This is a genomic window from Variovorax sp. NFACC27 (assembly GCF_048301545.1).
GTDB classification, from domain to species: domain Bacteria; phylum Pseudomonadota; class Gammaproteobacteria; order Burkholderiales; family Burkholderiaceae_C; genus Variovorax; species Variovorax gossypii.
In genome coordinates this window covers 3,143,684-3,157,890 of sequence record NZ_CP157613.1, presented here as the reverse complement: position 1 = coordinate 3,157,890, position 14,207 = coordinate 3,143,684, and the positions used below count along the sequence as shown (strand labels likewise).

12 protein-coding genes are annotated in these 14,207 nt (G+C 68.8%); 9 read left to right on the top strand and 3 right to left on the bottom strand.

Annotated elements, in window-relative coordinates; translation table 11 throughout:
* The first annotated feature begins 3 nt into the window (after window positions 1-3).
* The 4 genes from ABL840_RS14780 to ABL840_RS14765 are packed head-to-tail and all read left to right on the top strand — an operon-like array spanning window position 4 to window position 5,183.
* Window positions 4-948: an ABC transporter permease gene (locus ABL840_RS14780; RefSeq protein WP_093304970.1), complete on the top strand. Its 945-nt coding sequence runs from the start codon at window positions 4-6 to the stop codon at window positions 946-948.
* Complete coding sequence (locus ABL840_RS14775; RefSeq protein WP_093201761.1) at window positions 945-1,763, top strand: ABC transporter permease; 819 nt, start codon at window positions 945-947, stop codon at window positions 1,761-1,763. Before ABL840_RS14780 ends, ABL840_RS14775 begins: the two co-directional genes overlap by 4 nt.
* Window positions 1,760-3,418, top strand: coding sequence for an ABC transporter ATP-binding protein (locus tag ABL840_RS14770; RefSeq protein ID WP_093304972.1), 1,659 nt, complete (start codon window positions 1,760-1,762; stop codon window positions 3,416-3,418). The genes ABL840_RS14775 and ABL840_RS14770 overlap by 4 nt, the downstream gene beginning before the upstream one ends.
* A 31-nt stretch (window positions 3,419-3,449) precedes the next feature.
* Entirely contained in the window at window positions 3,450-5,183 is a 1,734-nt protein-coding gene (locus ABL840_RS14765; protein WP_093304974.1) for a hypothetical protein, read from the top strand.
* A gap of 19 nt (window positions 5,184-5,202) precedes the next feature.
* On the opposite strand, the gene ABL840_RS14760 is transcribed toward ABL840_RS14765, so the two are convergent.
* Both ABL840_RS14760 and ABL840_RS14755 read right to left on the bottom strand, forming a co-directional pair.
* A complete protein-coding gene (locus ABL840_RS14760) occupies window positions 5,203-6,426 on the bottom strand; it encodes an MFS transporter (RefSeq protein ID WP_418116359.1) in 1,224 nt (407 codons plus the stop codon).
* Window positions 6,427-6,500: 74 nt separating this feature from the next.
* A complete protein-coding gene (locus ABL840_RS14755) occupies window positions 6,501-7,256 on the bottom strand; it encodes an aldolase (protein WP_093304977.1) in 756 nt (251 codons plus the stop codon).
* A gap of 203 nt (window positions 7,257-7,459) precedes the next feature.
* Between ABL840_RS14755 and ABL840_RS14750 the strand changes: the two genes are divergently transcribed.
* The 4 genes from ABL840_RS14750 to ABL840_RS14735 all read left to right on the top strand — a co-directional run bounded on the left by ABL840_RS14750 (window position 7,460) and on the right by ABL840_RS14735 (window position 11,810).
* Complete coding sequence (locus ABL840_RS14750; RefSeq protein WP_093304978.1) at window positions 7,460-8,440, top strand: helix-turn-helix domain-containing protein; 981 nt, start codon at window positions 7,460-7,462, stop codon at window positions 8,438-8,440.
* A 78-nt stretch (window positions 8,441-8,518) separates the two neighbouring features.
* Window positions 8,519-8,995 (top strand): MarR family winged helix-turn-helix transcriptional regulator, encoded by a 477-nt coding sequence (locus ABL840_RS14745; protein WP_093304979.1) that lies wholly within the window; start codon window positions 8,519-8,521, stop codon window positions 8,993-8,995.
* 118 nt (window positions 8,996-9,113) lie between these two features.
* A complete protein-coding gene (locus ABL840_RS14740) occupies window positions 9,114-10,136 on the top strand; it encodes an alpha/beta fold hydrolase (protein ID WP_093304981.1) in 1,023 nt (340 codons plus the stop codon).
* Between the two features lie 114 nt (window positions 10,137-10,250).
* Window positions 10,251-11,810, top strand: a complete 1,560-nt coding sequence (locus ABL840_RS14735) for a cation:proton antiporter (protein WP_093304982.1) — start codon at window positions 10,251-10,253, stop codon at window positions 11,808-11,810.
* A 42-nt stretch (window positions 11,811-11,852) separates the two neighbouring features.
* On the opposite strand, the gene ilvB is transcribed toward ABL840_RS14735, so the two are convergent.
* Complete coding sequence (gene ilvB, locus ABL840_RS14730; protein ID WP_093304984.1) at window positions 11,853-13,643, bottom strand: biosynthetic-type acetolactate synthase large subunit; 1,791 nt, start codon at window positions 13,641-13,643, stop codon at window positions 11,853-11,855.
* 65 nt (window positions 13,644-13,708) lie between these two features.
* Here ilvB and ABL840_RS14725 point away from each other — a divergent pair, with 65 nt between their 5' ends.
* Window positions 13,709-14,203: an Lrp/AsnC family transcriptional regulator gene (locus ABL840_RS14725; protein WP_176947556.1), complete on the top strand. Its 495-nt coding sequence runs from the start codon at window positions 13,709-13,711 to the stop codon at window positions 14,201-14,203.
* The last annotated feature ends 4 nt before the right edge of the window (window positions 14,204-14,207 follow it).

The following is a 14,207-nucleotide window of genomic DNA, read 5'->3' as shown; positions in this document are numbered from 1 at the left end:
ACAATGCCCGCCTACCTCCTGCGCCGGATCGCGATGACGATCCCGACGCTGCTGCTGGTCTCCATCGCGGTCTTCACCCTGATGCGGCTGATTCCGGGCGACCCGGTGCTGCTGATGCTGGGCGAAGGCGCCGACCCCGCGCAGCTCGAGCTGATGCGCCACCAGATGGGGCTGGACCAGTCCCTGCCCGTGCAGTACCTCGTGTGGCTGCGCCACGCGGTGGCCGGCGACCTGGGCCTCTCGACCACCAACGGCCTGCCGGTGCTGCCGCTGATCTGGGAGCGTTTCCACGTCAGCGCGGTCATCGTGCTGGTCGCGGTGGCGCTGGCCTCGCTGATCGCGGTGCCCGCCGGGCTCGTTGCCGCCTGGCGCAAGGACAAGCCCGCCGACCTCGCCATCATCGGCGCGGCCACGCTGATGCTCTCGGTGCCCAGCTTCTGGCTGGGCCTGCTGCTGCTGATGTTCTTCGGCCAGTACCTGGGCTGGCTGCCGGTGGTGGGCTACGTGCCCATGTCGGAGAACTTCTCGCAGGGCGTGCTCTACGTGATCCTTCCCATCGCCACGCTGCTGCTGGTGGAGACCGGCGTGCTCACGCGCATGTCGCGCGCCAGCACCATCGAGATCCTGCGGCTCGAATACGTGACGCATGCACGCGCCAAGGGCGTGCCCGAGTCGCAGGTGCTGCGCCGCCACGTGCTGCCCAACGCCTTCAACCCGACGCTCACCATGATCGGGCTGATCCTCGGGCACCTGCTCAGCGGCATCGCGGTGCTGGAGACGGTGTTCACGCTGCCCGGCCTCGGCCGCCTGATGATCGACTCGATCTTCGCGCGCGACTACCCGGTGCTGCAGGGCTGCCTGCTGTTCACCGCGTGCATCTACGTCGTCATCAACCTGATCGTCGACATGTGCTACCCCCTCTTCGACCCGCGGGTCTCGGTGCAGTGACCAAGAAGTTCAAGACCCATACCCTCATCGGCGGCGTGCTCATCGCGGCGCTGCTGGCCACGGCCGTGGTGGCGGCCCTGTGGACGCCCTACAACCCGGTGGGCATCGACCTGCGCTCCAAGCTGCAGTCGCCCTCGCTGGCGCACTGGCTCGGCACCGACGAGTTCGGCCGCGACGTGGCCAGCCGCGCCATGCAGGGCGCTGCCACCAGCTGCCTGGTGGCGCTGCTCACGGTGACGCTGGCCACCGCCATGGGCCTGGTGGTCGGCGTGGTCGCGGGCTTCGTGCGCGGCTGGACCGATCGCGTGCTGATGGCCTTCAACGACACGCTGCTGGCCTTTCCGGGCCTGCTGCTGGCGCTGGGCGTGATGGTGATCGTCGGCGCCAACAAGTGGGGCATCGTGCTGGCGCTGAGCCTGGCCTACGCGCCCTCGGTGGTGCGCGTGGTGCGCGGCACGGTGCTGTCGCTGCGCGAGCGCGAGTATGTCGAGGCCTCGCGGATGATCGGCAACGGCGAGCTCTACACCATGTGGCGCCACGTGCTGCCCAACTGCATGGCGCCGGTGGCGGTGCTGGCCACCAGCATGTTCGGCTGGGTACTGCTGTCGGAAAGCGCGCTGAGCTTCCTCGGCCTGGGCGTTCCGCCGCCCGCGCCCACCTGGGGCAACATGCTCGCGAGCGCCCGGCCCTACATGGCCTCGGCCGTGTGGCTGTGCGTGGTGCCGGGCCTGTGCATCGCGCTCACGCTGCTGGGCATCAACCTGCTGGGCGAATCGCTGCGCGACCGGCTCGATCCACGGACGGAGAAGTCATGAGCGCCGCATCGAACCCGACCGTGCTGTCCGTCGAGCACCTGAAGATCGAGCTGCGCCACGGCACCCAGCCGCTGGTGCACGACCTGTCCTTCGAAGTGAAGGCCGGCGAGTTCCTGGCCGTGGTGGGCGAATCGGGCAGCGGCAAGACCATGGCGGCGCGCGCCATCCTGCAATTGCTGCCGCCGGGCATCTCGCAGACCGGCGGGCGCATCGTGTTCGACGGCGAGGACCTGGCCTCGCGCGACGCGAAGGCAATGCGGCCCATTCGCGGGCCGGGCATCGGCATGGTGTTCCAGGAGCCGATGGTCTCGCTCAACCCGGTGCACCGCATCGGCGAGCAGATGGCCGAGGGCCTGCGCATGCACACCCAGCTGCCGGCGGCGGAAATCCGCGCGCGCATCGTCGACATGCTGCGGCGCGTGCAGATCGCCGACCCCGATCGCTGCATGCACGCCTACCCGCACGAGTTCTCGGGCGGCATGCGCCAGCGCATCATGCTGGCCAGCGTGATGCTGCTGAAGCCGCGCCTGCTGATCGCCGACGAGCCGACCACCGCGCTCGACACGCTGAGCCAGCGCGAAGTGCTCGACCTGATGGTGGGCCTGGCGCGCGACAACGGCACCGCCGTGCTGCTCATCACGCACAACCTCGGCCTCGTGGGGCGCTACGCGCAGCGCGCCATCGTGCTGGAGAAAGGCCGGCTGGTCGAGACCGGCGATGTGCCCGGCATCCTGCTCGAGCCGAAGCAGACCTACACCCGCAAGCTGGTCGACGCGCTGCCGCGCCGGCAGGCCGCCAGGGCGGAAACCGTCGCACCGCAACAGCCGCTGGTGCAGGTGCGCGGACTGTGCGTGAGCTATCCGGGCGCGCGCACCGGCCTGTTCAAACGGCATCCTCCGATCCGCGTGATCGACTCGCTCGACCTCGACATCCACTCCGGCGAGATGGTCGCGCTGGTCGGCGGCAGCGGTTCGGGCAAGACCACGCTGGGCCGTGCCATCCTGCGGCTCGCGCCGTCGCACGCCGGGCAGATCCTGTTCCGCGGCGAAGACGTGCGCACCGCCGACCGCGCCGCGCTGCATCGCTTCAGACTGGCCTGCCAGCTGGTGTTCCAGGACCCGTTCTCCTCGCTCGACCCGCGCATGCGCGTGCAGGACATCGTGGCCGAGCCGCTGCGCCACCTGCCCCAGCTCGATGCGGCCGCGCGTGTGCGACGCGTGAAGGAAACGCTGGACGAAGTGGGCCTGGACGGCCTCGGCGCGCGCTACCCGCACGAACTCTCGGGCGGCCAGCGCCAGCGCGTGGCGATCGCCCGTGCCCTGGTACGCAGGCCCGCCTTCGTGGTGGCCGACGAACCCGTGTCCGCGCTCGACATGACGATCCAGGCGCAGGTGCTCAAGCTGTTCCAGAGCCTGCAGCAGCACCACGGCTTCGCCTGCCTCTTCATCAGCCACGACCTCGCGGCCGTGGAGCAGATCGCAGACCGCGTGATCGTGATGGAGCGCGGGCGCATCGTGGAACAAGGCGCGCGCGACGCGGTGTTCGACGACCCGCGGCATGCCTACACGCAGGCGCTGCTCGCGGCGACGCCCCGGCCGCTGGCGGCGCTGGATGCCGCCGAGGCAATGCCCGAAGCGGGACGGGCTTTCGCGTGATCGCGGATGGCACGGCGGCACAATCGTTCGCGTGCCACCCATTCGACACCACCTCCCCGCCGCCCTCCTCGCGCTGACAGTCGCGCTCGCCATGCCCGTGGTGCACGCTGCGGAGCCGGTGCTGCTCGTCACGTCGCCCGCCGCGCTGCAGGCCGCGGAGAAATCCGGCGCCGGCTTCGCGCGCTGGATGAACGGCGAGACGGCGCAGTCCGCCGATGGCGTCACAACCAACCAGGCGTTGATGCGTGCGCCGGCTTGGCGCTCGATCATCGAACCGCTGGGCGCCAGCCTCGCCGGCATCCAGCGGCGGGACAAGCAGGCCGGCGTCGGCGTCTCGCGCTATCCGCACCGGTTGTTCGACGCGCGCTGGCTCGCGAGCCCCGACGCCTTCTTCGAACTCGTTGGCGTGGCCAACCGCATGGACCGCAGGCCCTTCCAGGATGGCGCGTGCGGCGAGACACGGCTCGTGTACCGGCTGGCCTACCGCACGGCCGAGATGCAGTCGCGCCTGCCGATGACGATCAACGTCGAGCTGCGCGGCGATGCGCCCGATGCGAACGGCAGCTGCGCGAGTGCCGCGAAGCGCTGGCAGCCGCCGCAGGCCTCGATGACCGACGAGGCGCTGGGCCGCTGGCTGGTGTCCGCCGACGGCCCCCTGGCGCCGCGCCGTCTCGAGCACGAGCGCATCGCGCAGGTCACGACCAACCTCCAGAGCGTGCGCTGGCCTTCGGCGGTGCGGCCCGACCTGGGCGGCCATGCCGAATACATGCTGCGCGCCTTCCGCTGGAACGCGCCGGCGAAGCGCTTCGACGTGGCGCCGCTGGAGAACACGCCCGACGTCGCGAAGCTGAAGGCCAACGCCCCGCTGCGCAAGGAGCTGCAGCAATGGCTGCAGCAGCCCGCGAACCTGCGGGCGCTGGACGAAGCCACGTTGCGGATACCTGAAAAGTTCCTCGCGACCGAAGCGATCTCGGTCGCGCCGCGCGGACTCGAACGGCTGGCGAACCGACCCTTCGCGCAGGTCTTCGCGCCGGGCGAGTGGCAGGCCGTCGCGGGCAGCCGCACGCTGCAATCGCCGCAGGCCGTGCTGCGCCGCCTCGACGACCTGAGCTGCATGGGCTGCCACCAGAGCCGCGCGGTCGCGGGCTTTCACCTGCTGGGCGTGGACCGGCGCGGCGCGTCGCGCACGTTCACTACCGGCAACGCGCTCGCGGTGGCGCATTCGCCTCATGTGCAGGACGAACTTGCACGCCGCGGCACCTATGTGCAGGCGTCGCTGTCGACGCGGCGACCCGATCCGTTCCGCCCGCTGGCCGAGCCCGACGACGCCGGCACAGTGGCCGAGAAGCCCACGGTCGGCGCACGCTGTGAGCCCACGCGCATCTCCCAATCCGCCAACCCATGGCTGGACCGCGCAGAGAAGCTGCCTCGCATTTCCTGCGAGGGCCTCTTCTCCGTGTGCGAGAAAACGTCGGTCGGCTTCCCCGGGGGCATGTGCTCGGGCCCTTGCGATCCGAACGACAGGAACGGCACCTGCGGCGGCATCGCCATCCTCAGCGACTTCAACAGTTGCCTGGCCGCGAAGAAGCCTTTCGGCGAATGCCTTGCGAAGCACACGCGCCCCGGCAACCTGCGCAGCTGCTCGGCGCAGCAGGCGTGCCGCGACGACTACATCTGCGCGCAGGCCGAGGGCCAGCCCGAGGGACGCGGCGCCTGCATACCGCCCTACTTCCTGTTCCAGATGCGGGTGGACGGGCACTCCTGAGCAGCGCCCCTTTCGCCGTTCACTCGTTCACCGTGGGGCGCATCAGCCAGGCCGAGACCGCCGCCACCACGCCGAGCACCGCGACATAAACGCCCACCGGCACGATGCTCGAGTACTTCGCGACCAGCGTGGCCGCGATGATCGGCGCCAGCCCGCCACCGATGGCCGCCGCGAACTGGATGCCGATGGAAATGCCCGAGTAGCGCAGCTCCGCCGGGAACTGCGCGGCGTAGAGATTGGACTGCGGCGCGAACATCAGCGGGTAATTGAGCGACAGCGCCAGCACCATCGCCACCGTGTAGGCCGTGAGCGATCCGCTGCCGATGGCCTGGAAGAGCGGCACCGCCATCAGTGCCAGCAGCAGCCCGCCGAACACGTAGAGCCGCCGCGCTCCCACCTTGTCCGCGAGCCAACCGCTGGCCGGAATGGTGAAGACCATCGCAGCGGAACCGGCGATCAGCGCATGCAGCGCGTCGGAGCGCGAGAAGCCCAGCCGGCTGGTCGCGTACGAGATCGAGAACACCAGCACCGTGTAGATCAGCGTCACCTCGGCCAGCTTGCCGCCGATGGTCAGCAGCAGCGGCTTCAGGTGCGCCACCACGACCTCGCGCGCCGGCAGCACTGCCGTCTTGCGGTGGACCTTGACCTGCATGAACTCGGGCGACTCCTCCACCTTCATGCGGATGAACACGCCCAGCACGATCAGCACCGCGCTCGCGAGGAATGGCAGCCGCCAGCCCCAGCTCAGGAAGCTGGACTCGGGCAGTTGCGTGACCAGCGCGAAGGCACCCGAGGACAGCAGCACGCCGATGGGCGCACCCATCTGCGGCATGCTGCCGACCAGCGAGCGCCACTTGGGCGGCGCATGCTCCACCGCCATCAGCATCGCGCCGCCGAGCTCGCCGCCGAACGACAGGCCCTGGCCGATGCGCAGCAGCACGAGCAGCACTGCGGCCCACAGGCCGATCGACTCGTAGGTCGGCAGCAGCCCGATCAGCACCGTGCAGATGCCCATCATCAGCAGGCTCAGCGTGAGCATCGACTTGCGGCCCAGCCTGTCTCCGTAGTGCCCGAAGATGATGCCGCCCAGCGGACGCGCGAGCATGCCGCTCGCGAAGGTGCCGAAGGCCGCGAGCGTGCCGACAGTGGCGTCGAAGTTGGGAAAGAAGAGCTTGTTGAACACCAGCGCCGCGGCGGTGCCGTAGGCGAGGAAGTCGAAAGCCTCGATGGCCGTGCCGACCATGGTGGCGGCGCCGATCTTCCACACGCTCTGGTGCTTCTTTTCGGCGGTGCCCTGCAGCGGGGGCGCGATGCTGTTCATGGGCGATCCCCGGTGATCTGCCGCGCGAACATCGCGAAGCTGGCGTTGACGATGCTTCGCTGCAGCAGGAAGTCGTGCGACTCTTTTGCCAGCACCGGGTCCACCAGCTTGAGCCGGCCGTAGGCCGACTGCGCGATCAACTGGTTGCGCGCCGCGCGCTCGATGAGCACCGACATGTAGAGCGACTCCTCGATGCTCGAGGTGGCGGCCAGGAAGCCGTGGTTGGCGAGCAGCACGCAGCGCTTGCCGCCCAGCGCGGCCGAGATGATCTCGCCCTCGACGTCGGCGATCGGCAGGCCGGGCCACTCGGGCAGGAAGGCGCAGTCGTCGAAGAAGGGGGTGGCGTCCATGTGCGCGATCTGCAGCGGCTCACCGGTCATTGACAGTGCCGACACGTACGGCGGATGCGTGTGGATCACGCAGTTCACGTCCGGCCTGCGCCTGTAGACCCACAGGTGGAAGCGCACCGCCGGGTTGGGCACGCCGCGGCCTTCCAGCACGCGCAGCGAGTCGTCGATGCGCATCACCGATTCCGGGCGGATCTCGCCAAAGGCATGTGCGAGCGGCGTGGTGAGGAAAGTGCCGTCCGGCTGCCGCACGGTGACCTGTCCGGCCAGGGTTTCGGAGTGGCCCTCCTTCGCGAGGATGCGGCAGCTCAGCGCGAGCTTCTCGGCCTCGGTCCAGTTGCCATAGCTGAGGCCGTCGAGGGACGGTGCGGGGGTGTCGTGTCTTCCTGGGCTCGTGTCGCTCACGCTGTGGCTCCTGTGCGTTCGTGGGGGGTGCGGCCAATGTAAGAAGCAGCCCCTTGTTGGCTCTTGCGCCTGGGTGCACGCGCATTGATCCAGCGTGCCAACTAGTGGAAAGTCTTAGCCCGTGCGCAACGGATGGCTGCCTAGACTGCACCGGCCGCCCCGCCTGGCATGAAGCGTGCGGGCCGACGGCAGGAGCCCCACCCATGCACCACGACACGACAGCAGCCTCCGACCTGAGCTTCGCGCCCCGCTTCCGCTCGTTCTATCCGGGCGACGTGCAGGGCTACTCGAACGCGCTCGATTCGCTGGTCTATCCCGGCGAGCTCAGCGTGCGGGACAGCAACCCGAGCATGAGCCTCGAAGCCTGCCGCCTCGTGGGCGGCGGGCTGGCGATCAGCTTCTCGTCGACGCCGCTGGCGGTTCGCCATGACACTGCCCTGGCGTCCATCGGCGGCGCGGGCGACGTGCTTGCCATGATCGCCGTCGAAGGCGAAGGCACCATCGACCAGGGCGGGCGACGCATGGCCTTCCGCAAGGGCGACATCACTTTCCGTACGACCCGGCTCCCCTCGACCTGCACGCTGAACTCATCCGGCAAGCTGGTGATGCTGCGCGTGCCCTCCGACCGGTTCTTCGGCATCTATGCCGACCTGCACGATCGCTTCGTGCCCTCTCTCGCGCAGGCGGATTCGCGCCTGGCCGAGGCGGCGCGCTCGCACATGGGGCATGTGTTTCCGGGCTCGGCACAGGCTGCGCCGGCGCTTGCCTACTTTTCCGAGCAGTCCTTCGTTTCGCTGCTGGCCGCGGCCTACTGCGAATCCATCGATGACGATGCCGCCGACGGCAAGCGGCGCGAGCGCGACCGCTGGCAGCGGCTCGCAGCGTTCATCGAGGCGCACCTGGGCGATCCGGAGCTGTCCGTGGATGCGGTCTCGAGGGAGCTCGGCATTTCGAGGCGGCTCACGCATCGCCTGTTCGAGATGCAGCGCACGCAGTACGGCGCCTACCTGAAGATGCGTCGCCTGGAGCGCGCGAAGGACGAGCTGCAGAACCGGCGCCTCGATCACCTGAGCGTCTCGGAGATCGCCTATCGCAACGGCTTCGGCGATGCGAGCCACTTCAGCCGCAGCTTCAGGAGCCGGTTCGGCGTTCCGCCCGGGGCCTTCCGCAGATCGCCGGACTGAGACGGCTGCATGACCGCTTGACCGTGCGACAGAAAATATCGCTTGCCATTAGATCGCATGCGATCTAATATTCGCGCCATGCCAGCCAAGCGCTCCACCGCCCAACCCGCCGACGCCTCCGCGAGCAATCCGCTGGCGCTCGACGAGCAGCTCTGCTTCGCCGTCTACTCGACGATGCTGAGCCTCAACAAGGTGTATCGCGGCCTGCTGCGCGACCTGGACCTCACCTACCTGCAGTACCTCGTCATGCTCGTGCTGTGGGAAAAGGACGAGATCAACGTCTCCGAGATCTGTTCGCGCCTCGCGCTGGAAACCACCACCCTCACCCCTCTGCTCAAGCGGCTCGAAGCCCGCGGACTGATCCAGCGCGCGCGTTCCGCAAGGGACGAGCGCCAGGTCATCGTGTCGCTCACGGCCGATGGCCGCGCGCTGCGCACGAAGGCGCGCGGGCTGCCGGGTTGCGTGGCACAGGCCATGGAGCTTTCCCCCGACCAGATCGGCGCGCTGCGCACCCAGCTGCTGGAAATGCGCGCCAGCCTCGACAGGAACGCGTGATGCCCGATCGCTTTGCCGTTCCTGCTTTTTCCGGCCAAATACATCGCATGCGATATTAATTCATGCGATCTTTCGTACTCCATTCCTTCCCTCGACCCACGACCCAAAGCACAGCACCATGACCCCGGAACACGACCAGTCCCCAACCAACACCGCACCGACCCGCCGCAGCCTGCTGCTGGGCGGTGCCTCCGTCGCAGCCGGAGCCCTCATGGGCGCCGGCTTCTCAAGCGCGGCATCCGCCGCTTCCACCGCCGCGCCCGCATCGGGCGCGGCCCACGCCTCTTCGAAAGGAAAGCAACCCATGAGCAAGAACATCATCGTCACCAAGGACGGCACCGAGCTCTACTACAAGGACTGGGGCCCCAGCACCGGCCAGCCCGTCGTGTTCAGCCACGGCTGGCCGCTGAACTCGGACAGCTGGGAATCGCAGATGCTCTTCCTCGCATCGCAGGGTTTCCGCACCGTCGCCCATGACCGCCGTGGCCATGGCCGCTCGAGCCAGCCGTGGAACGGCAACGACATGGACACCTACGCCGACGACCTCGCCACCGTCATCGAGACGCTGGACCTGAAGAACGCCATCCTGGTCGGTTTCTCGACCGGCGGCGGCGAGGTGGCGCGCTACATCGGCCGCCACGGCACGAAGCGCGTGGCCAAGGCGGCCCTGATCTCCGCCGTGCCGCCGCTGATGCTGAAGACCGCCGCCAACCCCGGCGGCCTGCCGATCGAAGTGTTCGACGGCCTGCGCGCGGCACAACTGGCGAACCGCTCGCAGTTCTACAAGGACGTGCCCTCGGGCCCCTTCTTCGGCTTCAACCGCCCCGGCGCCAAGGTGTCGCAGGGCCTCATCGACTCGTGGTGGGCGCAGGGCATGCTGGGCGGCCACAAGAACACCTACGACTCGATCAAGGCCTTCTCGGAAACCGACTTCACCGAGGACCTGAAGAAGTTCGACGTGCCCACGCTCATCGTGCACGGCGACGACGACCAGATCGTGCCCATCGGTGCCGCCGGCCTGGCCTCGGCCAAGCTGGTGAAGAACAACAAGCTGATCGTCTACCCCGGCGCGCCGCACGGCCTGACCGACACGCACAAGGACAAGTTCAACGCCGACCTGCTGGCGTTCGCCAAGTCCTGATGCGTTGACGCACCGACCAGGAAACGAAGGGGCCCGCAGCGGCCCTTTTTTTATCGGACGGGGCGACCCGAGCTCTTAGTATTCGGGGCAAACAACACCAAGACCGAGGCCCCGATGGACATCTTCGAGAACGTGCTCGTCATGCTGGTCGCCGCCTGCCTGCTGCTGCAGCTCTCGCGGCGTCTCGCGCTGCCCTATCCATCGATGCTTGCGCTGGCCGGCGTGGCGCTCGGCGCAATGCCGTGGGTGCCGCATATCAGCCTCGATCCGCACCTGGCGCTGGCTCTCTTCATCGCGCCCGCGCTGCTCGACTCGGCCTTCGACACCTCGCCGCGCGAGCTGCGGCGCAACTGGATGCCGCTGGTCTCGCTGGTGCTGGTGGCGGTGCTGCTCACCACGGCCGTGGTCGCATGGGCCGGCTGGGCCTTCGCGGGGCTGCCGCTGGCTGCGGCGATCACGCTCGGCGCCATCGTCGCGCCGCCCGACGCGGTGGCCGCGGCGGCGGTGATGCAGCAGTTCCGCATTCCGCGGCGCACGCTGTCGATCATCAACGGCGAGAGCCTGCTCAACGACGCGGTGGCGCTGCTGGTCTTCGGCGTGGCGGTGTCGGCGGCCGGCGCGGCGCACGTGCCCATGTCGAGCTCGCTGCCGATGCTGCTGGTGGCGGTACCGGGCGGCGCGCTGGTGGGCTTCGCCTTCGCCAAGCTCAACCTGCATTTCGGCGCGCCGCTCTTCGCGGGCACGCGCTCGGCCATCATCTTCCAGTTCGTGATGACCTTCGGCGCGTGGATCGTGGCCGAGCGGCTGCACCTGTCGCCCATCATCTCGGTGGTGGCCTTCGGCATGACGCTGGGCCAGTTCGCGCCGAAGCGCCATGCGCCGCGCGACCGCGTGCATTCCTACGCTGTGTGGGGCGCGGTGGTATTCACGCTCAACGTGCTGGCCTTCTTCCTGATGGGGCTGCAGGCGCGCGGCATCCTCACGCGGCTGTCGGGGCCGCAGCTCGCCCACGCGCTGGAGTTCGCCGGCCTCGTGCTGGTGCTGGTCATCGCGGTGCGGGTGGCATGGGTGCAGGTCTACGGCGCGGCCATGCGCAGGTACAAGCTGGGCCTGATCGCGCGAGGACGCGACGTTCCCCTTCCGTCCAGGCGCATCAACCTGCTGATCGGCTGGTCGGGCATGCGCGGGCTGGTGACGCTGGCCACGGCTTTCGCGCTACCGGAGGACTTTCCGGGGCGCGACCTCATCGTGCTCGCAGCGTTCGCGGTTGTGCTGGGCACGCTGGTGATCCAGGGCTTCACCATCGGGCCGCTCATCAAGGCACTGAAGATCGCACCCGACGATTCGCTCGAAAGGGAGATCTCGCTGGCGCGCACCACGATGATGGATGCGGCGCTCGCCGCCCTCGAAGCCGAGCCCGGCGGCGAAGCCGCGGCGGTGCGCGAGGAGTACCGTGCGGCACGCACCCTGGCCCAGGACACGCAGCAGCCGCAGGCCAAGACCGCGCACGACCGGCTGCGCGCAGTGGCGATCCGCGCTCAGCGCCGCGCGCTCGATGCGCTGCGGCACGGCGGTCAGATCGAGGACGACGTCTACCACCAGCTCGAGGAAGAGATGGACTGGGCCGAACTCAACGCCATCCCGGCGAGCGACGTGCGGCTGCAGAGCGTCTGACGCGCACTGTTCCCCCTCCCTCCGGGAGAGGGAACAAGACCGTCAAACCTCCTCGTACCACCGGTCCTTCGACAGCATCACCCGGTGGTGCCCGTGCCCCGAGGGCATCATCGGAAAGCAGTTCTCCTGCGCCTCCACCTGCACGTCGAGAAAGAACGGCCCTTCGCTCGCGAGGCACTCGGCCAGCGCGTCCTCCAGCTCCGCCGGGTCGGACACCCGCCGCGCGCCCCAGCCGAAGGCCTTGGCCAGCGCCACGAAGTCGGGCAGCGCCTCGTTCCAGCTGTGGCTCAGGCGGTTGCCGTGGTTCAGCTCCTGCCACTGCCGCACCATGCCCATGTAGCCGTTGTTGCTCAGCACGAGCTTCACCGGCGTGCGGTGCTGCACGGCAGTGGACAGCTCCTGGATGTTCATCAGCACCGATGCATCGCCGCTCACGCACACCGTGAGCGCGCCGGGGTGGCCGATCTGCGCGCCGATGGCGGCGGGCAACCCGTAGCCCATGGTGCCCGCCCCGCCGGAGGTGAGCCAGCGGCGCGGGCTGTCGAAGCGAAGGTACTGCGCGGCCCACATCTGGTGCTGGCCCACGTCGGTCGACACGATGGCGTCGCGGCCGGCGATGGCCCGCTGCAGCGAGCTCATCAGCTGCTGCGGCAGGATCGAACCGGCCTTCGGCTCGAAGGCCAGGCAGTCCTCGGCACGCCAGCGCTCGATGCGCGCCCACCACGGTGCCAGGCGCTCCGGCGCGAAGCCTTCCGCCGGCAACAGCGCCAGCAGGCTCTCGAGGATCGCCGCGCAGTCGCCCACCATCGGCACGTCCACGCGCACCACCTTGTTGATGCTGCCGGGGTCGATGTCGATGTGGATCTTGCGGGCGTGCGGGCAGAACTCGTCGAGCTTGCCGGTCACGCGGTCGTCGAATCGCGCGCCGACGCACACCACCAGGTCGGCCTCGTGCATCGCGAGGTTGGCCTCGAGCATGCCGTGCATGCCCAGCATGCCGATGAACTTCGGGTCCGACGCGGGGAATGCGCCCAGCCCCATCAGCGTGAGCGTGCACGGCGCATGCATCAGGTTCACGAGCTTCGCGAAGGCTTCGCAGGCGGCAGGGCCCGAGTTGACCAGCCCGCCGCCGCCGTAGATGACGGGGCGGCGCGCGGTCGAGAGCAGATCGGCGGCGCGCTGCACCATGGCCTTCGGCGGCAGCGCCGTGCGGCTGGTGCGCAGGGCGCGCAGCGGCGCGGGCTCGGGGGCGTGGCCCAGGCGCTGGAACTGGATGTCCTTCGGCACATCGAGCAGCACCGGCCCGGGACGGCCGCCGGCGGCGATCTCCAGCGCCCGGCGCACCAGCGAGGGCACGTCGTCGGCCGAGCGCACCTGGCGGTTCCACTTGGTCACCGGGCGCGACATGCCCAGCGCGTCGCTCTCCTGGAACGCCTGCGTACCGATGACGGCGGTCGCCACCTGCCCGCTGATGCACAGCACCGGCACCGAATCGCTCATCGCATCCAGCAACCCGGTGATGGTGTTGCCCACGCCCGGACCCGAGGTGACCAGCACCACGCCCACGCGGCCCGTGCTGCGCGCATAGCCCTCGGCAGCGTGCACGGCCGCCTGCTCGTGGCGCACCAGCACATGGCGCAGCCGGGGTTCGCCGTGCAGCGCGTCGTACAGCGGCAGCGCCGCGCCGCCCGGGTAGCCGAAGATGGTGTCCACGCCGCACTCGACCAGCGTGTCGAGCAGGGCTTCGGCGCCGTTGCGGATCCTGGCCGGCGTCTCGGCATGGAGAGGACGGAGGGACGGAGATGACGTGGGGGGTAGGTCGAGCAGTCGCATGCCGTCAATTCTTCCGTTTCGGTCGCAGAATATGCATCTTTCTTTTGGCTCTTTAAGCTCGATTCATGAAAACCAATCGGCAAACCCCGAACGATGGCGAAGGATCTTTCGACAAGACCGACCTGGCGATCCTGCGGGTGCTCCTGCTCGACTCGCGCAAGACCCTGCAGGAGATCGGCAACGAGGTCGGCCTCTCGCCCACCAGCTGCTGGACGCGCATCAAGAAACTGGAGGCCACGGGCGTCATCAAGCGCTACACGGTGGACGTCGATCCGGCCAAGCTCGGCTATCACGACTCGGTGATCGTGCAGGTCACGCTCGAGAGCCACACCGACGAGACCCTCTACGACTTCGGCCGTACGCTCGCCACCATTCCGGAGATCCAGGAGGCCTACCTCGTCTCGGGCGACTACGACTACTACATCCGCATCGCCGTGCGCGACACGCGCGACTACGAGCGGCTGCTGCGCGAGAAGCTCTACAAGATCCCGGGTATCCGGCACAGCAAGTCGCACTTCGTGCTGCGCGTGCTGAAGGAAGCGAGCGTGCCGGTCATCTGAGCCA